Annotated in this window: 24 protein-coding genes; 10 read left to right on the top strand and 14 right to left on the bottom strand. The window is 64.9% G+C overall.

All coding sequences use genetic code 11. From position 1 onward, the window contains the following. Positions 1-126 precede the first annotated feature (126 nt). Positions 127-1,326, bottom strand: a complete 1,200-nt coding sequence (locus tag U5760_RS03765; RefSeq protein ID WP_322009686.1) for an amino acid aminotransferase — start codon at positions 1,324-1,326, stop codon at positions 127-129. Between the two features lie 342 nt (positions 1,327-1,668). Between U5760_RS03765 and uvrB the strand changes: the two genes are divergently transcribed. From uvrB to U5760_RS03735, 6 genes are all read left to right on the top strand, one after another. After that, positions 1,669-3,750 (top strand): excinuclease ABC subunit UvrB, encoded by a 2,082-nt coding sequence (gene uvrB / locus U5760_RS03760; protein WP_322009685.1) that lies wholly within the window; start codon positions 1,669-1,671, stop codon positions 3,748-3,750. A gap of 330 nt (positions 3,751-4,080) precedes the next feature. Then, the gene (locus tag U5760_RS03755) at positions 4,081-4,629 is read left to right on the top strand and encodes an iron transporter (protein WP_322009684.1); all 549 of its coding nucleotides are present in this window, start codon (positions 4,081-4,083) and stop codon (positions 4,627-4,629) included. A gap of 91 nt (positions 4,630-4,720) precedes the next feature. Continuing rightward, on the top strand, positions 4,721-5,050 hold the full coding sequence (locus U5760_RS03750) for a cupredoxin domain-containing protein (protein WP_415914041.1): 330 nt from the start codon (positions 4,721-4,723) through the stop codon (positions 5,048-5,050). A gap of 82 nt (positions 5,051-5,132) precedes the next feature. Continuing rightward, positions 5,133-5,978: an FTR1 family protein gene (locus tag U5760_RS03745; protein WP_322009681.1), complete on the top strand. Its 846-nt coding sequence runs from the start codon at positions 5,133-5,135 to the stop codon at positions 5,976-5,978. Further along, complete coding sequence (locus U5760_RS03740; protein ID WP_322009679.1) at positions 5,975-7,402, top strand: 4Fe-4S binding protein; 1,428 nt, start codon at positions 5,975-5,977, stop codon at positions 7,400-7,402. Before U5760_RS03745 ends, U5760_RS03740 begins: the two co-directional genes overlap by 4 nt. 30 nt (positions 7,403-7,432) lie before the next feature. Beyond that, positions 7,433-7,846, top strand: coding sequence for a GlcG/HbpS family heme-binding protein (locus tag U5760_RS03735; RefSeq protein WP_322009678.1), 414 nt, complete (start codon positions 7,433-7,435; stop codon positions 7,844-7,846). A 338-nt stretch (positions 7,847-8,184) separates the two neighbouring features. On the opposite strand, the gene hemP is transcribed toward U5760_RS03735, so the two are convergent. From hemP to U5760_RS03715, 4 genes are all read right to left on the bottom strand, one after another. Further along, positions 8,185-8,481, bottom strand: a complete 297-nt coding sequence (hemP, locus tag U5760_RS03730) for a hemin uptake protein HemP (protein WP_322009677.1) — start codon at positions 8,479-8,481, stop codon at positions 8,185-8,187. A 147-nt stretch (positions 8,482-8,628) separates the two neighbouring features. Next, positions 8,629-9,111 (bottom strand): SRPBCC family protein, encoded by a 483-nt coding sequence (locus U5760_RS03725; RefSeq protein WP_322009676.1) that lies wholly within the window; start codon positions 9,109-9,111, stop codon positions 8,629-8,631. A gap of 35 nt (positions 9,112-9,146) precedes the next feature. Continuing rightward, positions 9,147-9,545, bottom strand: a complete 399-nt coding sequence (locus tag U5760_RS03720; protein WP_322009675.1) for an OsmC family protein — start codon at positions 9,543-9,545, stop codon at positions 9,147-9,149. Between the two features lie 162 nt (positions 9,546-9,707). Then, complete coding sequence (locus tag U5760_RS03715) at positions 9,708-10,589, bottom strand: pirin family protein (RefSeq protein ID WP_322009674.1); 882 nt, start codon at positions 10,587-10,589, stop codon at positions 9,708-9,710. 122 nt (positions 10,590-10,711) lie between these two features. Here U5760_RS03715 and U5760_RS03710 point away from each other — a divergent pair, with 122 nt between their 5' ends. After that, positions 10,712-11,755 (top strand): LysR family transcriptional regulator, encoded by a 1,044-nt coding sequence (locus tag U5760_RS03710; protein ID WP_322009673.1) that lies wholly within the window; start codon positions 10,712-10,714, stop codon positions 11,753-11,755. Positions 11,756-12,118: 363 nt separating this feature from the next. On the opposite strand, the gene U5760_RS03705 is transcribed toward U5760_RS03710, so the two are convergent. The 9 genes from U5760_RS03705 to U5760_RS03665 form a co-directional block, all read right to left on the bottom strand. Then, complete coding sequence (locus tag U5760_RS03705) at positions 12,119-12,538, bottom strand: biopolymer transporter ExbD (protein ID WP_322009671.1); 420 nt, start codon at positions 12,536-12,538, stop codon at positions 12,119-12,121. A gap of 14 nt (positions 12,539-12,552) precedes the next feature. Further along, positions 12,553-13,272: a MotA/TolQ/ExbB proton channel family protein gene (locus U5760_RS03700; RefSeq protein ID WP_322009669.1), complete on the bottom strand. Its 720-nt coding sequence runs from the start codon at positions 13,270-13,272 to the stop codon at positions 12,553-12,555. A 50-nt stretch (positions 13,273-13,322) separates the two neighbouring features. After that, a complete protein-coding gene (locus U5760_RS03695; protein WP_322009668.1) occupies positions 13,323-14,054 on the bottom strand; it encodes an energy transducer TonB in 732 nt (243 codons plus the stop codon). 242 nt (positions 14,055-14,296) lie between these two features. Continuing rightward, positions 14,297-14,548, bottom strand: a complete 252-nt coding sequence (locus U5760_RS03690) for a bacterioferritin-associated ferredoxin (RefSeq protein WP_322009666.1) — start codon at positions 14,546-14,548, stop codon at positions 14,297-14,299. A gap of 237 nt (positions 14,549-14,785) precedes the next feature. Continuing rightward, positions 14,786-15,655, bottom strand: coding sequence for a glutamate racemase (gene murI, locus U5760_RS03685; RefSeq protein ID WP_322009665.1), 870 nt, complete (start codon positions 15,653-15,655; stop codon positions 14,786-14,788). An 85-nt stretch (positions 15,656-15,740) separates the two neighbouring features. Next, on the bottom strand, positions 15,741-16,220 hold the full coding sequence (bfr, locus tag U5760_RS03680) for a bacterioferritin (RefSeq protein ID WP_028228813.1): 480 nt from the start codon (positions 16,218-16,220) through the stop codon (positions 15,741-15,743). A 213-nt stretch (positions 16,221-16,433) separates the two neighbouring features. Beyond that, a complete protein-coding gene (locus U5760_RS03675; RefSeq protein WP_322009662.1) occupies positions 16,434-17,957 on the bottom strand; it encodes a fumarate hydratase in 1,524 nt (507 codons plus the stop codon). A 71-nt stretch (positions 17,958-18,028) separates the two neighbouring features. After that, complete coding sequence (locus U5760_RS03670; protein ID WP_322009661.1) at positions 18,029-18,619, bottom strand: TIGR00645 family protein; 591 nt, start codon at positions 18,617-18,619, stop codon at positions 18,029-18,031. A 274-nt stretch (positions 18,620-18,893) separates the two neighbouring features. Further along, the gene (locus tag U5760_RS03665) at positions 18,894-19,784 is read right to left on the bottom strand and encodes a DMT family transporter (RefSeq protein WP_322009660.1); all 891 of its coding nucleotides are present in this window, start codon (positions 19,782-19,784) and stop codon (positions 18,894-18,896) included. Positions 19,785-20,211: 427 nt separating this feature from the next. Here U5760_RS03665 and acs point away from each other — a divergent pair, with 427 nt between their 5' ends. From acs to U5760_RS03650, 3 genes are all read left to right on the top strand, one after another. Beyond that, positions 20,212-22,194, top strand: coding sequence for an acetate--CoA ligase (gene acs / locus U5760_RS03660; protein WP_322009658.1), 1,983 nt, complete (start codon positions 20,212-20,214; stop codon positions 22,192-22,194). A gap of 153 nt (positions 22,195-22,347) precedes the next feature. Further along, the gene (locus U5760_RS03655) at positions 22,348-22,713 is read left to right on the top strand and encodes a DUF4212 domain-containing protein (protein ID WP_322009656.1); all 366 of its coding nucleotides are present in this window, start codon (positions 22,348-22,350) and stop codon (positions 22,711-22,713) included. Beyond that, positions 22,710-24,728 (top strand): sodium:solute symporter family protein, encoded by a 2,019-nt coding sequence (locus U5760_RS03650; protein WP_322009654.1) that lies wholly within the window; start codon positions 22,710-22,712, stop codon positions 24,726-24,728. Before U5760_RS03655 ends, U5760_RS03650 begins: the two co-directional genes overlap by 4 nt. Positions 24,729-24,760: the final 32 nt, after the last annotated feature.

Below are 24,760 nucleotides of genomic sequence, written 5' to 3'. Positions count from 1 at the left end.
AACTGACAGAGGCTTGCGTCAAAACACAAACGGCGTCCGTTCGAAAGAACGGACGCCGTTTTCTTCTATCTGCCCGAAGCAGACCGGGCGCGCCGCCGCAAAGCGGCAGCACGCGCGCGATGTTGCTTACTTCAGCACTTGCGCGACCGCTTGCGCGACCACGTCGAGGTTGCGCGTGTTGAGCGCCGCCACGCAGATGCGGCCCGTGCTCACGGCATAGATGCCGAACTCTTCGCGCAGGCGATCCACTTGCGCCGCGGTGAGGCCCGAATACGAGAACATGCCGCGCTGCACGTTGATGAAGTTGAAGTCGCGGTCCACGCCCGCGGCCGTCAGGCGTTCGACGAGGCCCGTGCGCATGGCGCGGATGCGATCGCGCATTTCGCCCAGTTCGGTCTCCCACATCGCGCGCAGTTCCGGCGAGCCGAGCACGGCCGCGACCACCGAGCCGCCGTGCGTGGGCGGGTTCGAGTAGTTCGTGCGGATCACGCGCTTGAGCTGCGAAAGCACGCGTGCCGATTCTTCCTTGCTGCTCGTGATGATCGACAGCGCGCCCACGCGCTCGCCGTACAGCGAGAATGACTTCGAGAACGATGACGAAACGAACACGTTCAGGTCCGAAGCGGCGAAAAGGCGCACGGCTGCGCCGTCGGCCTCGATGTCGTCGCCGAAGCCCTGGTAGGCGATGTCGAGGAACGGCACGAGATTGCGCGCCTTCACGACTTCCACCACCTGCTTCCATTGATCGACGCTCAGGTCCACGCCGGTCGGGTTGTGGCAGCACGCGTGCAGCACGACGACCGTGCCTGCCGCATAGCTGTTCAGCGCGGCCAGCATGCCTTCGAAGTTCACGCCGTTGGTTTGCGCGTCGTAATACGGATAGGCCACCACCTCAAAACCGGCGCTCTCGAAGAGGGCGCGGTGGTTTTCCCAGCTCGGGTCGCTGATCGCGACCTTTGCGTTGGGATTCAGTCGCTTGAGGAAGTCGGCGCCGATCTTCAGCGCGCCCGTGCCGCCCAGAGCTTGCGCGGTCACCACGCGGCCCGCCGCGATCAGCGGCGAGTCGTCGCCGAGCAGCAGCTTCTGCACGGCGGCGTCGTAGGCGGCGAGGCCTTCGATCGGCAGGTAGCCGCGCGGCAGGCCGGCTTCGACGCGGGCCCTTTCCGCCTCGCGCACCGCGCGCAGCAGCGGGATCTTGCCTTCCTCGTTGGTGTAGACGCCCACGCCCAGGTTCACCTTCGAGGTGCGCGCATCGGCGTTATAGGCTTCGTTCAGACCCAGGATGGGGTCGCGAGGGGCGAGTTCGACAGCGGAAAAGAGGGACATGATGGTTCGGCAATAGTCAAGGATGGACAACCTGGTTGGCCGCTTGCGCTGGCTCTGGCGCCGCCGCGTGGCCCGCAACGCCCAGGGGCGGGGGCAGGGCGGCGCAGCCGGCCGGCCACGCAACGCGCTATTGTAACGAATCTATGCGGCGTTTTCGCCCGCTGCGCGAAGGTTGCGCGGACTTCGGCCATCCGCCGCAGGGACTTCGCCCGTGTTTTGCGGTCCCGGTTTCCCCCGGAAGCCGCGCGTCGCCGCTTTGGCTCGCGCCCTGGACCCCCCTCGGCCCGCCCTCCGGCAAGACGCTAGAATAGTCGTTTGCTCACGGCTCAGGATGTCGCCCCCATGTCCGACCATACCGTTGCCGACGCGCCCGTGCTCGACGAGTCGAAGTTCGTCCAGTACGAGGGCTCGCCGTTCCAGCTCTACCAGCCGTACCTGCCCGCCGGCGACCAGCCCACGGCCATCGAAACGCTTGTGGAGGGCGTCGGCGACGGCCTCGCGTTCCAGACCCTGCTGGGCGTGACGGGCTCCGGCAAGACTTACACGATGGCGAACACCATCGCGCGCCTGGGCCGCCCGGCCATCGTGTTCGCGCCGAACAAGACGCTCGCCGCGCAGCTCTACGCCGAGTTCCGCGAGTTCTTTCCGCGCAACGCGGTCGAGTACTTCGTCTCGTACTACGACTATTACCAGCCGGAAGCCTACGTCCCGCAGCGCGATCTCTTCATCGAGAAGGATTCGTCGATCAACGAGCACATCGAGCAGATGCGGCTTTCGGCGACCAAGAGCCTGATGGAGCGGCGCGACGTGGTGATCGTGGCCACCGTCTCGGCGATCTACGGTATCGGCAATCCGTCCGAGTATCACCAGATGATTCTCACGCTGCGCCAGGGCGACCGCCTCGGCCAGCGCGACATCATCGCGCGGCTGATCGCGATGCAGTACACGCGCAACGAGCAGGACTTCCAGCGCGGCACGTTCCGCGTGCGCGGCGACACCATCGACATCTTCCCGGCCGAGCACGCGGAGATGGCCGTGCGCGTCGAGCTCTTCGACGACGAAGTGGAGACGCTGCAGCTCTTCGATCCGCTCACGGGCCGCGTGCGGCAGAAGATTCCGCGCTTTACCGTCTATCCGTCCTCGCACTACGTCACGCCGCGCGACACCGTGCTGCGCGCCGTCGAAACCATCAAGGCCGAGCTGCGCGAGCGCCTCGAGTTTTTCTACGCCGAAGGCAAGCTCGTCGAAGCGCAGCGGCTCGAGCAGCGTACGCGCTTCGATCTCGAGATGCTGCAGGAGCTCGGCTTTTGCAAGGGCATCGAGAACTACTCGCGGCACTTCTCGGGCGCGCTGCCCGGCGAGCCGCCGCCCACGCTCGTCGATTACCTGCCGGCGGACGCCATGATGTTCCTCGACGAATCGCACGTGCTGATCGGGCAATTGAACGGCATGTACAACGGCGACCGCGCGCGCAAGGAAAATCTCGTCGATTACGGCTTCCGGCTGCCTTCGGCGCTCGACAACCGTCCGCTCAAGTTCAACGAGTTCGAGCGCAAGATGCGCCAGGTGGTGTTCGTTTCGGCCACGCCTGCCGACTACGAGAAGAAGGTGACGGGCCAGATCGCCGAGCAGGTGGTGCGGCCCACGGGGCTCGTCGATCCGGTGATCGAGGTGCGGCCTGCTTCCACGCAGGTGGACGACGTGCTCGGTGAGATCAACGAACGCGTGGCGGCCGGCGAGCGCGTGCTCGTCACCACGCTCACCAAGCGCATGGCGGAACAGTTGACCGAGTTCCTCTCCGATCACGGCGTGAAGGTGCGCTATCTGCACAGCGACATCGACACGGTGGAGCGCGTGGAGATCATCCGCGACCTGCGCCTCGGCACCTTCGACGTGCTCGTGGGGATCAACCTGCTGCGCGAGGGCCTCGACATTCCCGAGGTCTCGCTCGTGGCGATCCTCGACGCCGACAAGGAAGGTTTCCTGCGCGCGGAACGCTCGCTGATCCAGACCATCGGCCGTGCGGCGCGCAACGTGAACGGCAAGGCGATCCTGTACGGCGACCGCATTACCGACTCGATGCGTCGCGCCATCGACGAAACCGAGCGGCGCCGCGCGAGGCAGATGGCCTTCAACGAGGAGCACGGCATCGTGCCGCGCGGCGTGGTCAAGCGCATCAAGGACATCATCGACGGCGTGTACAACGTGGACGAGGCGCGCGCCGAGCTGCGCGAGGAGCAGGAGCGCGCGAAGTTCGAGGACATGTCCGAAAAGCAGATCGCGAAGGAGATCAAGCGCCTCGAGAAACAGATGATGGACTACGCGAAGAACCTCGAATTCGAGAAGGCCGCGCAGACGCGCGATCAACTGGCGACGCTGCGCCAGCGCGTGTTCGGGGCGAACGTCGGCGACCATCCGGCCTGATTGCAGCGCCGGGCGCAGGGCATGGAGCGGCGGGTGGCCTCGGGGATCGAGGGCCGCCCGTTTTGCTCCGGATGTTTTGGCGGCCCGTCAGGTCGGCCTGTTCGCCCCCGAATTCCGCCCCTCTTTACACTTCCTACATCGTGTAAGACGTCGCCCGACGTTTCAGCCTTGTTGTGCAAGACCCTGATCGCGTCGGGTTTGTCGCGCACTTTCAATTGTTACGTTTCCCTATCGGTGCTACACTCCCGGCATATTGAGAATTGTTCGCATTAACGTTTCGGCTGTTGGTGCGAGGTTCTTGTGTCTCTCAAATAAAAACCAGGAGTTTCGATGCGGATTCACTCTCTCTTGCGCGGTGCGGCGCTCGTCGCCGCCGCAGCGGCTAGCTGCGCCGCCAGCGCTGCCGAATATCCGATCGGCAAGCAGCAGATCCAGGGCGGCATGGAAATCGGCGCGGTCTATCTGCAGCCGATCACCATGGAACCCGAAGGCATGATGCGCAAGGCGTCGGATTCCGACATTCACCTCGAAGCGGACATCCACGCGGTCAAGAACAACCCGACGGGCTTCGCCGAAGGCGACTGGATGCCCTACCTGCAGGTTCACTACGAACTCACCAAGCCGGGCTCGAGCTACGTGCAGAAGGGCGACCTGATGGGCATGGTCGCCAACGACGGTCCGCACTACGGCGACAACGTCAAGCTGGCGGGTCCGGGCAAGTATCACCTGAAGCTGATCGTGGAACCGCCGATGCAGACCGGCCACATGGCGTTCGGCCGCCACGTCGACAAGGAAACCGGCGTGGGTCCGTGGTTCAAGCCGTTCACGCTCGAATACGACTTCCCGTTCGCGGGCATCGGCAAGAAGGGCGGTTACTGACGTGGCAGGTTGCGCGCAGGCGGGCAGCGTGCCGCCTGCGCGTTTTCGGGTGAAATTCGGGCAGGAACAACGGATGACTGGAATCAGGAAGATGGCGGCGCTCGTGCTGGCCGCAACGCTTGGCCTGCCGCTTGTCGCCGGCGCGGCGCACGCCGAAGATCTGCCGACGTTCAAGCTGGAAATGGCCGACGGCAAGCTCAACCCCGCACGCATCGAGGTGCCGGCGGGCAAGCGCATCAAGATCGAGGTGCGCAACACGGGCAAGGGCGCGGTGGAGTTCGAAAGCGTCCAGCTGCGCAAGGAGAAGGTGCTGGCGCCGGGGGCGGAGTCGTTCGTCGTGATCGCGCCGCTCGATCCGGGCGAGTACAAGTTCTTCGACGACTTCCATCAGCAGGCGCAGGGCGTGATTGTCGCGAAGTGATCTGCGCGAAGCGGGCGGCACGCGCAGTCGTAACGCAGGCAGCAAAGGCAGCCGGCACGGCGGCCGGTTGCAGGAGGATTGAATGGGTCAGGTGATGTTCATCGTGTGGCGGGAGAGCGTCGAGGCGCTGCTCGTCGTCGGCATTCTCTATGCGTGGCTGAAGAACGGCGACGCCGACGCGCGGCGCGGGCTGCCGTACCTGTGGGGCGGCGTGGCGCTTGGCATCCTCGCGGCGGTGGGCCTCGGCGCGGCGCTGGTGGGGTTCACCGAAGTGCTGTCCGGCGATGCACAGGACTACTTCCAGACGGCGATGGTGCTCGTCGCCTGCGTGCTGATCGTGCAGATGGTGCTGTGGATGAAGCAGCATGGACGTACGCTCAAGCGCGAAATGGAAAGCTCGCTCGAACAGACCGCGCGCGACGCCAACTGGTGGGGCATCACGGTGCTCGTCGCGCTCGCCATTGCGCGCGAGGGCAGCGAGACGGTGATCTTTCTCTATGGCCTCGGTTTCGGCCAGTCGGGCCACGTGGACGCGAGCCAGTATTTCGCCGTGCTGATCGGTCTCGCGCTCGCGTTCGTCACGTTCTACGTGCTGCAACTGGGCGGCAAGGTGTTCTCGTGGCGCCAGTTCTTCCGCGTCACCGAAATCATGCTGCTGTTTCTCGGCGCTGGCCTCTTCCAGAGCGGCGTGGACAAGCTGATCGACAAGGAAATTCTGCCCACGTTCGTCGATCAGGTCTGGAACTCGTCGGCGCTGCTCGACGATTCGAGCACCTTCGGTTCGCTCGTCGCGACGCTTACCGGTTATCGCGCGCATCCGGCGCTCATGAACCTGATCGCGTACGCGGCGTACTGGCTCGTGGCGGGATTCCTCGTGCGCCGCGCCGGCGCCCGCGCGTCGGCCGTCGGCAAAAGGAAGGCGGCATGAGTTGTGGGGCGCCCGAACCGGGTACTTTGTCCATGCGCCGCGGCTGGCTCGCGCAGGCCGGGCAGTGGATGCAGCGTCACGGCGCAGCGATCCGCGCCGTGCAGTGGGTTGTCGTCGCGGTCTACGCGTTCCTGATTCTCGTGCCCGCGGCCACGCCGCTGCCCGACGACACTGCGCATCTCTGGAACAACCTCACGCTCGCCGCGCAGTTCGTGTTCTGGGGCATCTGGTGGCCGTTCGTACTCCTTTCTATGGTCATGCTGGGCCGCGTGTGGTGCGGCGTGCTGTGTCCCGAGGGCACGCTGACCGAGTTCGCAAGCCGCTTCGGGCGCGGCGGCGCGATTCCGCGCTGGATGCGTTGGGGCGGTTGGCCCTTCGTCGCGTTCGGGCTCACCACCATTTACGGCCAGATGGTGAGCGTCTATCAGTATCCGAAGGCGGTGCTGCTGGTGCTGGGCGGATCGACGCTCGGCGCGATGGTGATCGGTTTTCTCTACGGACGCGAGAAGCGCGTCTGGTGCCGTTATCTGTGCCCCGTCAACGGGGTTTTTTCGCTACTGGCGCGTCTCGCGCCGTTTCGCTACAAGGTCGACGAAGAGGCCTGGCGCCGCTCCTACACGGCAGGCGAGCATGGCGGGCACCGCGTCATTCCGGTCAACTGCGCGCCGCTCGTGCCGCTGCGCAACATGAAGGGTGCGGCCGCGTGCCATATGTGCGGACGCTGCGCGGGCCACCGCGACGCCATCGACCTCACCTGGCGTTCTCCCGCCGAAGAGGTGGTCGACCTGGGCGAGCGCCAGGCGAGCGGCTGGGACACGGCACTGATTCTTTACGGCCTGCTCGGTATCGCCATCGGCGCGTTCCACTGGACCGCCTCGCCGTGGTTCATCGATCTCAAGCAATTCGTCGCGGGCTGGCTCATCGACCGTGACATCACCTGGCCGCTGGAGACGAACGCACCCTGGTTCCTGCTCACGCATTATCCTGAGCAGAACGATGTGTTTTCGTGGCTCGACGGCACGATGATCGTCGGTTATATCGTCACGACCGGGCTAGTGTATGGCACGGCGCTGTTTGCGCTGCTCGCCGGCGCAAGCGCGGTGTTCGGCCGCTTCGATCTGCGCCGCCTGCATCACTTCGCGCAGGCGCTGATCCCGCTCGCGGGCGCGGGCGTATTCCTCGGACTTTCCGCCACCACGCTCTCCCTGCTGCGCGCGGAGCACATGCCGATCGACTGGGCATCGGACGTGCGACTTGCGATTCTCGGCATATTCAATATGTGGAGTGGCTGGCTTGCGTGGCGGGTAACCGGCCGCTACAGTCAGTCGCTCGGGCAACGCGTTCTGGCGACGACGGCATTCGCCGCCGCGCTTGCCGTGGTCGACAGCGCGTGGTGGCTCATGTTCTGGGGCTGGGCGCACTGACCGGCCGTTCAACCGATCGGAGAGCGAACCATGCGCACCAGGGCGGCACTGACTGACGAAGACATCGTGAAAATGGGCGACGCGGCCATCGCGCACGCGCGTGCCAACGAATGGAACGTGACGATTGCGATCGTCGACGAGGGCGCTCATCTGCTGTGGCTGCGCCGCCTCGACGGCGCGGCGCCCGTGTCGGCCGAAATCGCGGCTGCCAAGGCGCGCACGGCGGCGCTCGGGCGCCGCGAGAGCAAGGTGTACGAAGAAGTGATCCGCCAGGGGCGCACCGCGTTCCTGAGCGCGCCGCTGCCCGCCATGCTGGAGGGCGGGGTGCCCGTCATCGTGAACGGCGACGTGATCGGCGCGATTGGCGTATCGGGCGTGAAATCCGATCAGGACGCCGCCATCGCGCGCGCGGGCATTGCGGCACTTGGCGTCGAGCAGGGTTGAGACGGCGCTGCGTCCTGACGGGACGGGCATAACAGACGTAGCAGACATAACAGCGAGAGGTAAGCGCGAACGCAGCAGCGTCGCAAAGACCATCGCAAAAACCATCGCAAAGACAAAGGCCGCGGACTTGCCGCGGCCTCTTGCCATGGACGGCACCCTCGCTTGAGGGCATGCCGTCCGTTTTCATGGTGAGAACAAAAAAATGGCGTGGCTGGCTGCGACGGCTGGCGTGAAGAATGTCTGCACGAAGGGGTCTAGATCTCGCGTGCAAGCCGTCGTGACTGGCTAGTGCCCAACGCCTCTCGATAGGAGGCGGTCCCCACAATACCCGGTACGAACTACTTGGTGAGGATCAGCTTGCCGAGCCGCGTGGCCCGCAACTGATACGTCTCGCCGTTATGCATGATGCTCACGTGGCTGCGGCCTTGCAGCAGCGCGGTGCTGTCGAGCGTGCGCTCGTTGGCGGGCGCGCCGCCGGCTCCGGCATTGGCCCCGTCCTGAGCTGGCGCACCCTTGCGCGGTTGAGCCGGCGCGGCTGGCTTGGCCGCGTGCGTCGATGCCGCGCGCGGAGCGGTTAGCGCCGGGCCGCCGGAGCGGCGCAGGCTGAGTGTAGATGAGCGGTTGAAGTCGGTCATTGCGTGACGTCTTTCTCGATACGATGGAATGATTCTAAATGATAATCGTTCCTATTTTCAACTGCGATAAATTCATCGGATTCGTGCGGCGATAGTCTGAGGGAAGGGGCGTATGCAGCGCTCATCGAGCGCTGCATACGCAGCAGATCAGTGCCGCGCCTCGGGGTCGCCGAGGCCGAGCACGTACTGGCGGATCAGCCGCACGGTGTCGATGTCCGACTCGCGATAGGCCGACTTCACGATCTCCGAGGTCTGGCGATCGTCTTCGGTCTCGGCGGTGGGGAGCGTGGTGCGGTAGTCGAAGCGCAGGAACAGCTGCTCCTCTTCGGGCTCTTCGATGCTCATGGTGAGCGAGCCGCCCACGTAGGTTTCGGTCGCGAGGATGTCGTAGCGCACGCTTTCCCGCAACGTGAGCGTGACACGGTCGCGCACCGTGGCTTGCCCATAGTGCAGCTCGCGTTCGAGCGTATTGCCCTCGCGCGCGAGAATCGTGCAGCTGTCGAGGCCGAGCACGAAGAGCTGCGGCTGCTCGGCGCGCAGCACGAGGCCTTCCCAGAGCTGGTCGCGCGTTAGCGGCTGGACGAGCGGATTCGACGGGTCGTTGATCTGGATGAGGTGTTCGAAATTCAAGGTCGATGGCTTCCTGTAGCTATGTCCGCCGCCGCTCACACGGCCACGAGACCCGAGCGTATCGTGATCGTGTTCGTGAGCACCTTGTGAACCGGGCACGCATTCGCGATCTGCAACAGCCGCTCGCGCTGCTCGTCGCTCAGCGCGCCTTCCAGCGCGATCTGGCGGTCGATGGTCGTGCCTTCGCTGCCCGTTTCCAGCGAGAGCTTCACGCGCACGCCGTCGAGCGGCCATTCCTTGCGCTGCGCATACATCTTCAGCGTGATCGACGTGCAGGCGCCGAGGCTCGACAGCAGCAGCGAAAACGGCGACGGGCCGCGGTCGCCGCCGCCGAGCGAGGCGGGTTCGTCGGCGATCCACGTGTGGGTGCCGTCGTCGAATTGAACCTGATAGTTGGTCGAGCCGATGTGGGCAGTGACGATGGTTTCGGCCATGCGCTCCTCGCGGACGGTGCGGACAAGGGGGATAAGGACGGGACGCGCGCGGCGCGCCCCTCGAAATCCTATTGTGACCGAAAGCGGACGAAGCTGCGGAAAGTTGCCTGAGGCCTGCGTTTTCCGCGGGTTTTCCGGTTCTCCGTCGTGCGTTCGATGCATTCAGTGCGTGATGCGGCCCATGCGTCCGGCCTGGTAGTCGAGCACCGCCTCGCGGATCTCGGCCTCGGTGTTCATCACGAACGGGCCGTAGCGCACCACCGGTTCCTTGAGCGGCACGCCGCCGATCAGCAGCACCTCGAGCGGTTCGGTCGCATCGTCGGGCGCGGCGAGCACCACCGAATCGCCGTTGCCGGCAAAGGCCACCATCTGCTGCGCCGCAATACGCTCGCCGCCGGGCCCGTAGCTGCCGGTGCCGGCGAGGCCGTAGGCGAACACGTTCCATTCGCGCGGCACGGGTTGTTCGACACGGCCGCCGGGCGCAATCGTGAAGTGCTGATAGAGGATCGGGGTGCGCGTCTCGATCGCGGCCTTCACGCCCAGCGCCTCGCCCGCGATCACCTTCACCGACACCTTGCCGTCCGCCGAACGGCCCACCGGAATGCGCGCGCGGGAGATCTCCTGATAGCGCGGCGCGATCATCTTGTCGCGCGCGGGCAGGTTCACCCACAACTGCAGGCCATGCACGCGGCCGCCGCTGCGCACGAATTCGGGGTCGGGCATTTCGCTGTGGACGACGCCCGCGCCGGCGGTCATCCATTGCACGTCGCCGGGACCGAGCGTGCCCGAATGGCCCGCCGAATCCTTATGGCCAAAGCGGCCCTCGAGCGCATACGTGACCGTTTCGAAGCCGCGATGCGGATGGTCGGGCGCGCCCTTGGCCGTGCCCGGCGCATAGTCGACGGGCCCCATTTCGTCGAGCAGGAGGAACGGATCGAAGTCCATCAGTTGCCGGGTGGGGAACGGTCGATGGACGATGAATCCAGCGCCCTCGGTGGTGCGAACCGCGGGGAAGACGCGTTCGATCGTGCGGGTGGTCGTCATGGATATCACCTCGAAAAAATGGGAATTACGCGATATGTGAAACAAAACGCTATTATAGGTAGCCAATTGGGCCTGTTTTAGGGCCTTGACGCAATGGATTGTCCCATCGCTGGAACGACGACATGAAGATCGACTCGCATAACCTGAACGACCTGATGTACTTCTCGCAGGTGGTCGAGCACGGCGGCTTTTCCGCGGCCGAACGCGTGCTGGGTATTTCGAAGTCGCGTCTGTCGCGCCGGGTGAGCGAGCTCGAGGCGTCGCTCGGCGTGCGTCTTTTGCAGCGCTCCACGCGCAAGCTCGCGCTCACCGAAGCGGGCGAGCTCTTCTACCAGCATTGCCGCGCCATGCTCTCCGAAGCGCAGGCGGCGGTCAACGTCGTGCAGTCGCTGCGCTCGTCGCCGCGCGGCACGGTACGCGTGAGCGTGCCGGTCACGCTCTCGCAGACCATCTTTTCGCAGATCATGCCGGAGTTCATGCATCGCTATCCGGAAGTGCGCGTGGTGATGCGCGTGACGAACCGCGTGATCGATCTGTTCGAAGATTCCGTCGATATCGCGTTGCGCGTGCGCTCCGAGCCGCCGCAGAACGCGAACATCGTGGTGCGCCCGCTCTGGCGCACCGAGCAGATGCTGGTGGGCGCGCCCAGCCTGCTCGCGCAGAATGCGCCGCCGCTCACGCCCGACGACCTCGAACGTTTCGAAACACTCGACACGCCCACGAGCGATGGCCGCCACGTGTTCCATCTGATCGCGCCGGACGGCACGCGCCATTCGCACGAGCACGAACCGCGCCTCATTACGGCGGACCTCACGACGATCCGCGAGGCCGCGCTTGCGGGCCTCGGCATCGCGGCGATGCCGGAGATGATGTACGGCGCCGCGCTGCGCACGGGCAAGCTCTCGCCCGTGATGCCGGGCTGGACGCTGCCGGTGCCGCAGCTCTATGCGGTGTTTCTGTCGCGCCAGGGGATGGTGCCCGCGGTGCGGGCGTTCGTCGACTACCTCGTCGAAGTGCTCGATGCGGACAAACATCTGCAACAGGAGTGTCCGCTGCGCAGCGACATCGCACCGCTGCTGGAGCGCCATCGCGAAGCGCAGAGCGAAGCGGCCCCTGTGCACACGGCAGTGCGCCCCAGGCCGGGCCGCAACATCGAAACGGCATGAGACCATCGAGCCCTGGTGATGTAAGCAGCGACATGCCTATGTCTTTTCGCATTTAAGCGTCGTCGGCAATCGTTACTTTCAATGGGCGAAGTCTTGAATGCGCAAGGCGAGAGGAATATATTGAAATCCCTCTCGCCAAGACCGGTCTTGAGCGGGAATTGATGGCCGCTATCATAGTGGGCCTTCAGGGCTGAAAGCGCTGTCCGTGTTGCCCACGGCATGTCGCATGTGCCGGCACGCACTGGCCGACGGTGAGTGTCGATACCGCCCGAATGCGCCGCGTGCGCACGAAAAAAGGCCTTCATCTGACGATGAAGGCCTTTTACTTTGCCGAGCAGGAAAGGCGCAGGCAGCGCCCCCGCATCAACGATGCGCGGGATCCGTGACGAAGCCGAGCTTCGTGAGGCCGCCGCTTTGCGCAGCAGACATCACCTGCGCCACTTTCTCGTAGGCGACCTTGCGGTCCGCGTTCAGGTGCAACTCCGGTTGCGGCTCGGTTTGCGCGGCGGCCGCGATCTTCGCCTGCAGCGTCTTGTCGTCCACGGCGGTGCCGTCCCACAGCACCGTGCCGTCCGCTTCGATGGAAACATTGATCTGCGCGGGTTTCGTGTCTTCCTTCTGGCTGCTCGCGTGCGGCAGATCGATCTTCACGGCGTGACGGATCACTGGAATCGTCACCATGAAAACGATCAGGAGAACCAACATGACGTCGACGAGCGGCGTCATGTTGATTTCGTTCATCAGGCCATCGTCTTCGTCACTGACAAAAGGGCTCATCGCCATGGTGCGTCTCCGTCTCAGTGCGTGCGCGTGGCGACGCGCAGATTGCCTTTGGTGGACGAAAGGCGCGCGCCCGTGACAAAGAACGCGTGCAGACCGTGTGCGAAGCGGTTGAGCTTCGTGACGACCGCCTTGTTGGCGCGCGTGAGCGCGTTATAGGCGAGCACGGCCGGAATCGCGACGAAGAGGCCGAACGCGGTCATGATGAGCGCTTCGCCCACCGGGCCCGCAACGGCGTCGATCGACGTCTGTCCCGTTGCGCCGATCGTGAGCAGTGCGTGATAGATGCCCCACACGGTGCCGAAGAGCCCCACGAACGGCGCCGTGCTGCCGATCGACGCGAGGATGGCGAGGCCGCTTTGCATCTTCGCGATCGATTCGTCCATCGCGTCCTTGAGGCAGCGCGTGACCCAGTCCGAGACGTCCATGCGGTCGTGCAGGTGCGGCTGCGTCTGGTGATGGTGCTCCGCCGCTTCCTGGCCCGAGAGGGCGAGTGCGAGGAACGGGTTGTCGTCGCGGGTGCCGCTGCCGAGCTTCTTCACGCCTTCGTCGAAATCGTCCGAATGCCAGAACGACTGTTCGGCATTTTTCGTGAGACGCTTCAGGCGCACGACGTTCCAGCCCTTCACGATGATCACGCACCACGACAGCACCGACATGACCAGCAACGCGAGCGCGATGCCGCGCGTCACGAAATCCCCTTGCGCCCAGACGTGGGCGATACCGTAGTTCTGCATTCTCGATTCCTCGTTATTCAATTCATGAAAGCGGTGTGGCTTCGGCCGCGCTAGTCGTGCAGGCTGAAGTCGAATGGCTGCGTATAGGCCGCGCGCACGGGCTGGCCGTTTTCCGTGTACGGCTTGCACGCGCTGTCACGCATGGCGGCGAGCGCGGCGTCGTCGAGGCGGCTGTAGCCGCTGCTCTTCTTCAGTTCGACGTTTTCGATCTTGCCCGTGAGGCCCACCACGAAGCGCACGTAGGCCACGCCGGTCTCGCCGCGGCGCTTCGAGAGCGTCGGGTAATCGGGGCTCACGATGTTGCAGTCGAGGTGCGAGACGTTCTTCGGCGCGTCGATGGCCATGGTCGGCTTGCCCGGCGCGGGGGCGGCCGCCGCTGCGGGCGCCGGGGCCGGTGCGGCGGGCGCGGGCGCCGGGTCAGCGGGAGCGGGCGCTTCTACCGCGTGCTGCGAGGGGGCCTCGGCGACGGGCAGCGGCGTGGGCCTCGGCTTGGGCTGGACCTTGGGTTTTTCGCGCGTCACGTGCGGCACCGGTTTGGGCGGAGGCGGCGTGGGCGTGGACTGGAGTGCGGCAGGCGCGGCGACCGGATCGGGCTGGATCAGCTCGGCCGTGATCGTGCGCGACTGGAGGGCGACGGGCGTGGCCGCGTCGCGGTTCGCAAGGACGTAGGCGATGAGTGCCGCATGCGCGGCCAGCACGAGGGCCGTCGCGGTGAGGATACGGCGGTTCGCGCGAAAGGGGGAACCCGGCAACGTGCCGGCTGTGGTATGGATAGCCTGCATGTTAGCGTGGGAGCCGGACAAAAGACGGTGCGCCGGCAAGCCGGCGCACCGTGTCGGACAAATTCATTTGCGAAATATCAACAGCGAAATGCACAGCGTAGTCACGAATCCGATCAGCAATTCCATTCCGGCCTCCTGAGAGAGGGGAACGAGCGGTAGCTGGCTGGTCGTGAAACTGGCTTGCTGTCGGCGCGAACGTGGCGCGCGATGCCGGCGGCGTGGCCGGCTGCGCGCCGCGGGGTTCAGGCGGCCTTGCGCTCGTAGAACATGAGAGGTTGCACAGCAGGCACCGCGACCGGGTGCGCGTGCGTCACGCCGCAGCGGGTCGCGCAGACGCCGCTTTGCGCCATGACATCGCGCACGGACTCTTCGCACTTGCCGCAGCAGGTGGCGACGCCGAGTTCGAACTGGAGTTCGTCGAAGGAGTCCATGCCTTCCGCGATCGAGGCACGGATCGTCCGGTCGGAAACGGACTTGCACACGCAGACAATCATGATGAAGCGCGATAGAAAGAGTTAATGCGAATTATTATCATTATGTTTGATGCGTTTGGCAAGCGTCTTGACGGAAAATTTGTAACAAAACCGGACCCTTAGCAGGGATTTTGCTCTGGGTCAGAACGGCGCCTGAAAGGGCGCGGAGGGGGAAATCGGGGGCGGAATGGCCGAAAGCCCGCGGGGCAAGGCGGGTGGCCTGGGACAGCTAAAAGGGTAGAAACGAGGGGGCGACGTTCAGGCGGCCGACTTTTCCGGCTTGTCCAGTTCGAGCGTGCGGCGCGAGGGGATTTGCACGGTTTCGACCTCGGCATCGATGCCGAGCAGCGCCGCGGCGAGCAGGCGCAGGTGGGCGCCGTCGCTCGTCGAGCAGAGGCGGGTGGGGGCCGGCTCGGCGGCGCCTTCCGCCGCCTGGGCGAGCAGGCCGTGCTGGGCCAGCACGCGTTCGAGCTGGCGCGCGATGGCGACGCTGGTGTCGATCAGCGTCATGCGTTCGCCGACGATCGAGCGGATCGCCGTATCGAGAAACGGGTAGTGCGTGCAGCCGAGCACGAGCGTATCGGCGCCGGCGTCGAGCATGGGTTGCAGATAGCCGCGCAGCAGCGCGAGCAGCTCGGGCGAGCCCACGTCGCAGCGCTCCACCGCCTCCACGAGCCCGTGGCCGGGCTGGCTGAGCACGCGCAGGTCGCCTGCATGGCGCTCCACCAGGGCCTGGAAGCGTGCGCTGCGCAGCGTGACCTGGGTGGCGAGCACGCCCGCCACGCGCGAAACCGATTGCAGTGCGGCAGGTTTCACGCCCGGCTCCACGCCCACGAGCGGAATCGGCAACTGCCCGCGCACGAGCTCGATGGACTGCGCCGTGGCCGTATTGCAGGCCACGACCAGCGCCTTGGCCCCCTGGCGCACGAGCCATTCGCCGATTGCCAGCGTGCGGTCGGCGATGAAATCGTCGTCGCGCTGGCCATAAGGCGCATAGCGCGAGTCGGCGACATAGACTATCGGCTCGGCGGGCAGCAGCGCGCGCACGGCGCGCAGCACCGAGAGGCCGCCAAGGCCGGAGTCGAAGATGCCGACGGGCGCGGAGCAGGCGTTGGGCGTGTCGTTCACGACGAGTCGTTCAGGGGATCTGGGGCAGCATGAAAAAAGCGCATTCGCCGCCGGGACGAATGCGCCGCACGGAGCCGGACGGCGATCAGGATTCTACCGAACCCATCGCCGACTGCTGGTAGTTCTGGATGCCGACCTTGTCGATGAGGTCGATCTGCGTTTCGAGCCAGTCGATGTGCTCTTCGGTGTCGTCGAGAATCTTCGTGAAGATTTCGCGCGAAATGAAGTCGCGCACCGACTCGCAGTAGGCAATGGCTTCCTTGCAGGTGGACTGGGAAATCTGCTCGAGCTTCAGGTCGCATTCGAGGATTTCCTTGGTCTCTTCGCCGATCAGGAGCTTGTGCAGGTCTTGAAGGTTGGGCAGGCCGTCGAGCATGAAGATGCGTTCGATGAGCCAGTCGGCATGCTTCATTTCGCCGATCGATTCGTCGTATTCGTGCTTGCCGAGCTTTTCGAGTCCCCAGTGCCTGTACATGCGCGCATGGAGAAAATATTGATTAATCGCGGTGAGCTCGTTTTTGAGCTGCGCATTCAGATATTCGATGACCTTCTTGTCGCCTTGCATAATTTTTCCTTACCTGGTGGGGCGTTTTGGGTTCTGGTACTGAACAATAAACGCTGTGCCCGCAATTGCCAAGACCGAATCCCGATTCTATTCAGACCTTTGCAGCGGGCTAAGAATTAATCTCAGTCTCTTTCGCGTTAATCGGTTAAACGGCAAAAAAAACCGGGGCCGAGGCCCCGGTTTTGTGCATCGGTGCGAACCGATTGCCTGGTATCACGCCGTTGCGACCGGGATCTTGCCGATCTTCGCCTGCCATTCGGCGGGACCGGTCTTGTGGACCGAGGTGCCCGACGAATCGACGGCCACCGTCACCGGCATGTCCTGCACGTCGAACTCGTAGATGGCTTCCATGCCGAGGTCTTCGAAGGCGAGCACCTTCGAGCCGCGGATCGCCTTCGAAACGAGGTAGGCGGCGCCGCCCACGGCCATGAGGTAAGCGGCCTTGTGCTTCTTGATCGACTCGATGGCGACGGGGCCGCGCTCGGCCTTGCCGACCATCGAGATGAGGCCGGTTTGCGCGAGCATCGTTTCCGTGAACTTGTCCATGCGCGTGGCGGTGGTGGGGCCGGCCGGGCCGACCACTTCGTCGCGCACCGGATCGACCGGGCCGACGTAATAGATCACGCGGTTCTTGAAGTCCACGGGCAGCGTCTCGCCCTTCGCGAGCATGTCGGCGATGCGCTTGTGCGCGGCGTCGCGGCCCGTGAGCATCTTGCCCGAGAGCAGGAGTGTCTGGCCCGGCTTCCACGAAGCGACTTCTTCCGGCGTGAGCGTGTTCAGATCCACGCGCTTGCTGGTTTCCGTATTCGGTTCCCAGTTGACCTTGGGCCAGGCGTCGAGCGAGGGCGCCTCGAGCCGTGCCGGCCCCGAGCCGTCCAGCACGAAGTGCGCGTGGCGCGTGGCGGCGCAGTTGGGGATCATCGCGACGGGCTTCGAAGCCGCGTGCGTGGGGGCGGCCATGATCTTCACGTCGAGCACGGTGGCGAGACCGCCCAGACCCTGCGCGCCGATGCCGAGCGCGTTGACCTTCTCGTGCAGCTCGACGCGCAGCTCTTCGACCCAGTCCTTCGGGCCGCGCTGGATGATGTCCTGGATGTCGATGGATTCCATCAGCGATTCCTTGGCCATCAGCATCGCCTTTTCAGCGGTGCCGCCGATGCCGATGCCGAGCATGCCCGGCGGGCACCAGCCCGCGCCCATCGTCGGCACGGTCTTGAGCACCCAGTCCACGATCGAGTCGGACGGGTTGAGCATCACGAACTTCGACTTGTTTTCCGAGCCGCCGCCCTTGGCCGCGACCTGAACGTCCACCTTGTCGCCCGGCACGATCTCGTAGTGGATCACGGCCGGCGTGTTGTCCTTCGTGTTCTTGCGGCCGCCTTCGGGCGGGCTCACGATCGAGGCGCGCAGCACGTTGTCCGGGTTCAGATAACCGCGTCGCACGCCTTCGTTGATCATGTCGGTGACGCCCATCGTCGCGCCGTCCCAGCGCACGTCCATGCCGACCTTCACGAAGATCGTGACGATGCCCGTGTCCTGGCAGATGGGACGGCGGCCCTCGGCGCACATGCGGCTGTTCGTGAGGATCTGCGCGATCGCGTCCTTCGCGGCCGGGCTCTCTTCGAGCTCGTACGCGCGGCCGAGCGCTTCGATGTAATCCTGCGGATGGTAGTAGCTGATGTGCTGCAGCGAATCCGCAATGCTCTGGATCAGGTCTTCCTGTTTGATGACGGTCATGGCTAGGCTTCAGTGGGGACTGGGTGTTTTGAATCGGTATCGGGTGTCGTGCCGGCGCGGTCGATTGGGCGTCATTCCGGCGCGATGGCATCCGCTCGCACCGGATGGCGCGCGGCGAGATCCTGGTAGTGCTCGGGGTGCGTGTGCGTGGTGAGGCGGTCGATCCACGCCATGATGAGCGCGGAAACGAGGAACGCCGCGTGAATGATCACCTGCCACATCACGGTGTGCTCGGAGACCGCATCGGGATTGATGAAGGTCTTCAGCAGATGAATCGACGAAATGCTGATGAGCGCCATGGCGAGCTTCACCTTCAGCACGCCGGCGTTCACGTGATCGAGCCATTCGGGCTCGTCCGGGTGGCCTTCGAGACCCATGCGCGAGACGAAGGTCTCGTAGCCGCCCACGATCACCATGATGAGCAGGTTCGAGATCATCACCACGTCGATCAGGCCGAGCACGGCGAGCATGATGCTGGTCTCGTCGAGCGACATCGCGTGCGTGACGAGGTGCCAGACTTCCTTCAGGAACAGCACGCAGTAGACCGTCTGCGCGACGATCAGGCCGAGGTAGAGTGGCACCTGGAGCCAGCGGCTCATGAAGATGACGCGCGGCAGCAGGCGCGTGCGGCGCGGGAGCGGCGAGGGACGTGCAGCGGTCATGGGCGTTTCGCGTGGGGATTGATCGGGCCGGGCCGCCGGACTGCGCTGTCCGCCTGCGGCGGCGCCTTGCGACGCCACCGGCGGATGCGCGCCGCATGGGGCCGGGCGCGCGCTATTGTACAGCGTCGGCATGGCGGCTCGCCGCCAGACGGGTAGCGCCGGCAGCGCGGACCGCGCGTGCGGCGCAGGCCCCGGGGCGGGAGGGGATCCGGCTGCGAACCCGGCTGCGGCCTCGAAGCCGGTGCCGGGCGGCGCGGTTGCCGGGGCCGGAACCTCAGGAGGCGACGGGCGGCAGGCGCTTCGTCTTGACGCTCGCGAGTGCGATGCCGGTGATCACGCAGGCGAGCGCGACGCCGTGCGCGGGCGTGGGCCGCTCGCCGAGAAAGGCGATCCCGTAGAGGGCGGCGGCCACCGGCAGGACAGCCGTGAACACGCCTGCGACGCTGCCCGGCACGTGCCGGATGCCCTTCATCCAGAGCCAGAACGAAAAAATGCTGGCGGAAAGCCCGTACCAGAGCGAGAGCCCCCAGATGCCGGCGGGTACGGCCGAATAATCGAACGACAGTGCGTAAGGCAGGCCAACGGGCAGCATCAGCAGCAGGCCGAACAGATGCGTGTACGCACAGATGTCGAGGGGTTCGAGCGTTTGCGTGAGGCGGCGCGAGAGGATTACGTAGAGCGATTCGCAGCACACGGCGCCCAGCACCATCAGATTGCCGGCAAGCGACTGCGGCGAGCCGCCTTCGTCGGCGTGTGCCAGATTGACGACGGCGATGCCCGCAATGGCGAGCACGATCGAGGCGAGCGAGCGGCCGTCGGGGCGCTCGCGCAGGAAGAGCCACGAGAAGAGCGCGACCACGGCCGGGATCGTACTGGTGATGACGCCGGCCGCGACGGCGCTCGTGCGATGCACGCCGCCGAGCATGAGCAGCGTAAACCCGAAGGTGCCGAACAAGGCCTGCAAAAACAGATTGATCCACTCGCCGCGCTTCACGCGCCGCATCTTCGCCACGCGCAACAGCGGGCCGAGCACCGCGAGGGCGATCACGAAACGCAGCAGGGCGAAGAGCGGAACGGGAACGAAAGCGACAATCGACTTGCCGATGCCGACATTGCTGCCGACGAGCAGCATCGCGGCGACGAGGAAGAGAGAATAGCGGTTCAAGCTGGAATCCGGGCACACAGTTCAGTTAGCATTCTAAATGCCTGCTTACTTTGGCGTCACAGACTTATCGGGCGAGGGTGCCGGTTTATGTGCCGAAGTGAGGTACCGAAGTTATGTACCGAAGTTATGTACCGAAGTTATGTACCGAAGTTATGTACCGAAGTTATGTACGTAAGTGGCCGGTAAGTTGCTACGCTTAATCTAGGCGCAATGGACGGAGCGGTCACGTCGCCTGTCCGTGTATGCTGCGTTGCCGCATCGTCGCGCGCAAGCCGGTGCGGGCAGCAGGAACAACAGCGCCGCCGCCCTGCCGGGCCCATATGGGCACGCGGCCGGGCGACGCGGCATGGAGACGGTGCGCGGTCCGCGACTGAAGCGCGGCGCGCGCCCACACGTTTTACGTTTCATCTTCACCAAGGGGTTGTCGATGTCTGCGATTGAATCGGTTCTTCAGGAGCGCCGCGTTTTCGCGCCTTCCGCACAAGCCGTGGCGAACGCCACCGTGTCCGGCATGGATGCCTACAAGGCGCTCGTCGCCGAGGCCGAGCGCGATTACGAAGGCTTCTGGGCGCGCCTCGCGCGCGAAACCCTGACGTGGCACAAGCCGTTCACGAAGGTGCTGGACGAATCGAAGGCGCCGTTCTACACATGGTTCGAAGACGGCGAACTCAACGCCTCGTACAACAGCCTCGACCGTCACGTCGAAGCCGGCAACGGCGAGCGCGTGGCCGTGATCTTCGAAGCCGACGACGGCACCGTCTCCAACGTCACCTATAAGGACCTGCTCGCACGCGTCTCGCGATTCGCCAACGCGCTCACGAAGCGCGGCGTGAAGAAGGGCGACCGCGTGGTGATCTATATGCCCATGTCGGTCGAAGGCATCGTCGCCATGCAGGCCTGCGCGCGTATCGGCGCGACGCACTCGGTGGTGTTCGGCGGGTTCTCGTCGAAGTCGCTCAACGAACGCATGGTGGACGTGGGCGCTGTTGCGCTCATCACGGCCGACGAGCAGATGCGCGGCGGCAAGGCGCTGCCGCTCAAGAACATCGCCGACGAAGCGATCGCGATGGGCGGCTGCGAAGCCGTGAAGAGCGTGATCGTCTACCGGCGCACCGGCGGCAAGGTCGCGTGGCACGAAGGCCGCGACTACTGGATGCACGAACTGGCCGACGCCGAGAGCGAGACCTGCCCGCCGGTGCCGGTGGGCGCCGAGCATCCGCTCTTCATCCTCTACACGTCCGGCTCCACGGGCAAGCCGAAGGGCGTGCAGCACAGCACCGGCGGCTACCTGCTGTGGGCCGCGCAGACCATGAAGTGGACCTTCGACTACAAGCCCGCCGACGTGTTCTGGTGCACGGCGGATATCGGCTGGATCACGGGCCACAGCTATATCGCCTATGGCCCGCTCTCGATCGGCGCGACCCAGGTGGTGTTCGAGGGCGTGCCGACCTACCCGAACGCGGGCCGCTTCTGGGACATGATCGCCAAGCACAAGGTCACGCTGTTCTACACGGCGCCCACGGCCATCCGCTCGCTCATCAAGGTCTCGGAAGCCGATGCGAAGGTGCATCCGAAGAGCTACGACCTGTCTTCGCTGCGCATACTCGGCACGGTGGGCGAGCCGATCAACCCCGAAGCCTGGGTCTGGTACTACGAGAACGTGGGCGGCTCGCGCTGCCCGATCGTCGATACCTGGTGGCAGACCGAAACCGGCGGCCACATGATCACGCCGCTGCCGGGCGCGACGCCGCTCGTGCCGGGTTCGTGCACGCTGCCGCTGCCGGGCATCATGGCCGCGATCGTGGATGAAACCGGCCAGGACGTGCCGAACGGGCAGGGCGGCATTCTGGTGGTGAAGCGCCCGTGGCCCTCGATGATCCGCAACGTCTGGGGCCAGCCCGAGCGCTACAAGTCGGGCTACTTCCCCGAGGAACTGGGCGGCAAGCTGTATCTGGCCGGCGACGGCAGCGTGCGCGACAAGGAGACGGGTTACTTCACGATCATGGGCCGTATCGACGACGTGCTGAACGTCTCGGGCCACCGCCTCGGCACGATGGAGATCGAGTCGGCGCTCGTGGCGAACCCGCTCGTCGCGGAAGCGGCCGTGGTGGGCCGCCCCGACGACACGACGGGCGAAGCCGTGGTCGCGTTCGTCGTGCTCAAGAGCACGCGCCCGCAAGGCGAAGATGCCGTGAAGCTCGCCAACGAACTGCGCGCGTGGGTGGGCAAGGAGATCGGGCCGATTGCCAAGCCGCGCGACATCCGCTTCGGCGAGAACCTGCCGAAGACGCGCTCGGGCAAGATCATGCGGCGTTTGCTGCGCTCGCTCGCCAAGGGCGAGGCGATCACCCAGGACGTCTCCACGCTCGAAAACCCGGCGATTCTCGATCAGCTAGGCGAGTCGCTGTAATGTCCAGACCCGGCAGCGGCCGGTTTTCGAGTCAGGACGCATGACGCGGTGGCCTTCGTGGCGCCGCGTCATGGAAGTGCTCCAACTACCTGCTAGCTCTTCCCCGCGGTTCTTCCCAATTGCCGGCCCTGCGTGTTTTTGCTACATAGGCGCATGGCCGCGCCACACCCTACACCCCAGCACAACGTCAATCCCTTGCCTGAGCCGCCGCCGGTCAGCGAGGCGATGGCGCTCGCGCATCGGCGCTATTGGCGCTTCAACATGGCGCTGATCGCGGTGCTCATGACGATCGGCTTCATGGTTTCGTTCGTCGTGCCGCTCTTTGCGCGCCCACTCGCGAACGTGCGCTTCGCGGGCTTCTCGCTGCCGTTCTACGTCGGCGCGCAGGGTGCGATTCTGGTGTACGTGCTGCTGGTTGCCGTCTATATCCTGCTGATGCAGCGCGCCGACCGCGAACTGCAGGCTGCGCTCGAAGCCGACCTCGCGATCCGCGAAGCCAGCAAGGCGCAGCAACGATGAGGCTGGCGCATCGGTTGATCCGCTCGTATGCGCTCTACACGCTCGGCTTTCTCGCCTTCGTGTACGTGATGTGGCGCATCGAACTCGTCACCGGCCCCGGCATGTGGATCGGCTATGTGTTCCTGTTCGTGCCGATCGCCGTGTATGCCGTGATTGGCCTGCTGTCGCGCACCTCGGATCTCGTGGAGTACTACGTAGCGGGGCGCCGCGTGCCGTCGCTCTTCAACGGCATGGCGACGGCGGCCGACTGGCTTTCGGCGGCTTCGTTCATCGGCCTCGCGGGCTCGCTCTACGCGAGCGGCTACGACGGACTCGCCTACATGATGGGCTGGACGGGTGGCTACTGCCTCGTCGCGTTCCTGCTCGCGCCCTACGTGCGCAAACTCGCGCGCTACACGATCGCCGATTTTCTCGGCACGCGCTTCTCCAGCAACCTCGTGCGTGCGCTCGCCGTACTCGCGACCATCCTTTGCTCGTTCGTCTATCTCGTCGCGCAGATCCAGGGCGTGGGACTGATTGCGATGCGCTTCATCGGCGTGGATTTCGCCATCGGCATTTTCTGCGGGCTCGCGGGCATACTCGTGTGTTCGTTTTTGGGCGGCATGCGCGCGGTGACGTGGACGCAGGTTGCGCAGTACATCATCCTGATTGCGGCGATCCTGATTCCCGTTTCGTTGATCGCGCATCGAGATGGACTGAGCTGGCTGCCGCAGTTCGACTATGGTCACCTGATGGAGCGGGTGGAAACGCTGGAGGGCAACGTACGCGACTCCGGTGCCGAGCAGAGCGTGCGCGACGAATACCGGCAGGACGCGGCGCTCTGGCAGTCGCGGCTCGATGCGCTGCCGCAGTCGTATACGGAAGAGCGCAACCGCCTTACGGAGACACTCGCGAACCTGCGCCGCCACAACGGTTCGCTGCGCGAGATCGATTCGCGCGAGCGCGAACTGGCAGCGTTCCCGCACGACCCGGAGGCGGCGCGCGTGGTGTGGACGCAAAAGCGCGACGACCTGCTCGCGCGCGCAGCGACACCGGTGCCCATGCACGAGCCGTTTCCCGCCGAGAACGAAGAAGCGCGGCGCATTCACCAGCGCAATTTCCTTTCGCTGCTGCTGTGCCTCTCGCTCGGCACTGCGAGCCTGCCGCATATTCTCACGCGCTACAACACGACGACTTCAGTGGCTTCCGCGCGGCGTTCGGTGGGGTGGACGCTTTTCTTCGTCGCGATCTTCTATCTGACCGTGCCGGTGCTGGCGGTGCTCATCAAGTACGAGATTCTTTCGCATCTGGTGGGGCAGCGCATCGACGATCTGCCGCATTGGATCATGCAATGGCGGCGCATCGAGTCATATCTCATCACCATTGCCGACGTGAATGGCGACGGCGTGGTGCGCTGGGGCGATATCCAGATGCAGCCCGATATGGTCGTGCTGGCGGCCCCCGAGATTGCGGGGTTGCCGTATGTGATGTCCGGGCTGATTGCTTCCGGGGCGCTTGCGGCTGCGCTCTCCACCGCCGACGGGTTGCTGCTCACGATCTCGAACGTGCTCTCGCACGACGTGTATTACCACATGGTCGATCCGGAGGCTTCGAGCCAGCGGCGCGTGACGATGTCGAAGATTCTGCTGCTGGGGGTGGCGCTGTTTGCTTCGTGGGTCGCTTCGCTCAATACCGGGAATATCCTATTTCTCGTGGGCGCGGCGTTTTCGCTGGCGGCTTCGAGTCTGTTTCCGGTGCTCGTGCTGGGGGTGTTCTGGAAGCGGACTACGCGGCTTGGGGCCGTGGCGGGTATGGTTGCAGGGCTGGCGGTGTGCGTTTATTACATTGTCGCGACTTATCCGTTCTTTACGCAGTTGACCGGATTTGAAGGGGGCAGGTGGTTTGGGATCGAGCCGATCAGTTCAGGCGTGTTTGGGGTGCCGGCGGGTTTTCTTGTGGCTATTGGGGTGAGTCTTATGGATCGGCGGCCGGATGCTTATACGATGGCGCTGGTGGATTATATTCGGCATCCTTAGGGATACTCTGTTTCGTGGGTTGAGCAGTGTGC

This window comes from Paraburkholderia sp. J12, assembly GCF_905220215.1.
Classification (GTDB): domain Bacteria; phylum Pseudomonadota; class Gammaproteobacteria; order Burkholderiales; family Burkholderiaceae; genus Paraburkholderia.
Note: the sequence above shows the minus strand (reverse complement) of the source record. Positions and strands in the feature narration are given on the sequence as shown.

Excerpts from the sequence above, each read along its gene's own strand:
- U5760_RS03765 (WP_322009686.1), bottom strand. The coding sequence starts at position 1,326 with ATGTCCCTCTTTTCCGCTGTCGAACTCGCCCCTCGCGACCCCATCCTG.
- uvrB (WP_322009685.1), top strand. The coding sequence starts at position 1,669 with ATGTCCGACCATACCGTTGCCGACGCGCCCGTGCTCGACGAGTCGAAG.
- U5760_RS03755 (WP_322009684.1), top strand. The coding sequence starts at position 4,081 with ATGCGGATTCACTCTCTCTTGCGCGGTGCGGCGCTCGTCGCCGCCGCA.
- U5760_RS03750 (WP_415914041.1), top strand. The coding sequence starts at position 4,721 with ATGGCGGCGCTCGTGCTGGCCGCAACGCTTGGCCTGCCGCTTGTCGCC.
- U5760_RS03745 (WP_322009681.1), top strand. The coding sequence starts at position 5,133 with ATGGGTCAGGTGATGTTCATCGTGTGGCGGGAGAGCGTCGAGGCGCTG.
- U5760_RS03740 (WP_322009679.1), top strand. The coding sequence starts at position 5,975 with ATGAGTTGTGGGGCGCCCGAACCGGGTACTTTGTCCATGCGCCGCGGC.
- U5760_RS03735 (WP_322009678.1), top strand. The coding sequence starts at position 7,433 with ATGCGCACCAGGGCGGCACTGACTGACGAAGACATCGTGAAAATGGGC.
- hemP (WP_322009677.1), bottom strand. The coding sequence starts at position 8,481 with ATGACCGACTTCAACCGCTCATCTACACTCAGCCTGCGCCGCTCCGGC.
- U5760_RS03720 (WP_322009675.1), bottom strand. The coding sequence starts at position 9,545 with ATGGCCGAAACCATCGTCACTGCCCACATCGGCTCGACCAACTATCAG.
- U5760_RS03715 (WP_322009674.1), bottom strand. The coding sequence starts at position 10,589 with ATGACGACCACCCGCACGATCGAACGCGTCTTCCCCGCGGTTCGCACC.
- U5760_RS03710 (WP_322009673.1), top strand. The coding sequence starts at position 10,712 with ATGAAGATCGACTCGCATAACCTGAACGACCTGATGTACTTCTCGCAG.
- U5760_RS03705 (WP_322009671.1), bottom strand. The coding sequence starts at position 12,538 with ATGGCGATGAGCCCTTTTGTCAGTGACGAAGACGATGGCCTGATGAAC.
- U5760_RS03700 (WP_322009669.1), bottom strand. The coding sequence starts at position 13,272 with ATGCAGAACTACGGTATCGCCCACGTCTGGGCGCAAGGGGATTTCGTG.
- U5760_RS03695 (WP_322009668.1), bottom strand. The coding sequence starts at position 14,054 with ATGCAGGCTATCCATACCACAGCCGGCACGTTGCCGGGTTCCCCCTTT.
- U5760_RS03690 (WP_322009666.1), bottom strand. The coding sequence starts at position 14,548 with ATGATTGTCTGCGTGTGCAAGTCCGTTTCCGACCGGACGATCCGTGCC.
- bfr (WP_028228813.1), bottom strand. The coding sequence starts at position 16,220 with ATGCAAGGCGACAAGAAGGTCATCGAATATCTGAATGCGCAGCTCAAA.
- U5760_RS03675 (WP_322009662.1), bottom strand. The coding sequence starts at position 17,957 with ATGACCGTCATCAAACAGGAAGACCTGATCCAGAGCATTGCGGATTCG.
- U5760_RS03670 (WP_322009661.1), bottom strand. The coding sequence starts at position 18,619 with ATGACCGCTGCACGTCCCTCGCCGCTCCCGCGCCGCACGCGCCTGCTG.
- acs (WP_322009658.1), top strand. The coding sequence starts at position 20,212 with ATGTCTGCGATTGAATCGGTTCTTCAGGAGCGCCGCGTTTTCGCGCCT.
- U5760_RS03655 (WP_322009656.1), top strand. The coding sequence starts at position 22,348 with ATGGCCGCGCCACACCCTACACCCCAGCACAACGTCAATCCCTTGCCT.
- U5760_RS03650 (WP_322009654.1), top strand. The coding sequence starts at position 22,710 with ATGAGGCTGGCGCATCGGTTGATCCGCTCGTATGCGCTCTACACGCTC.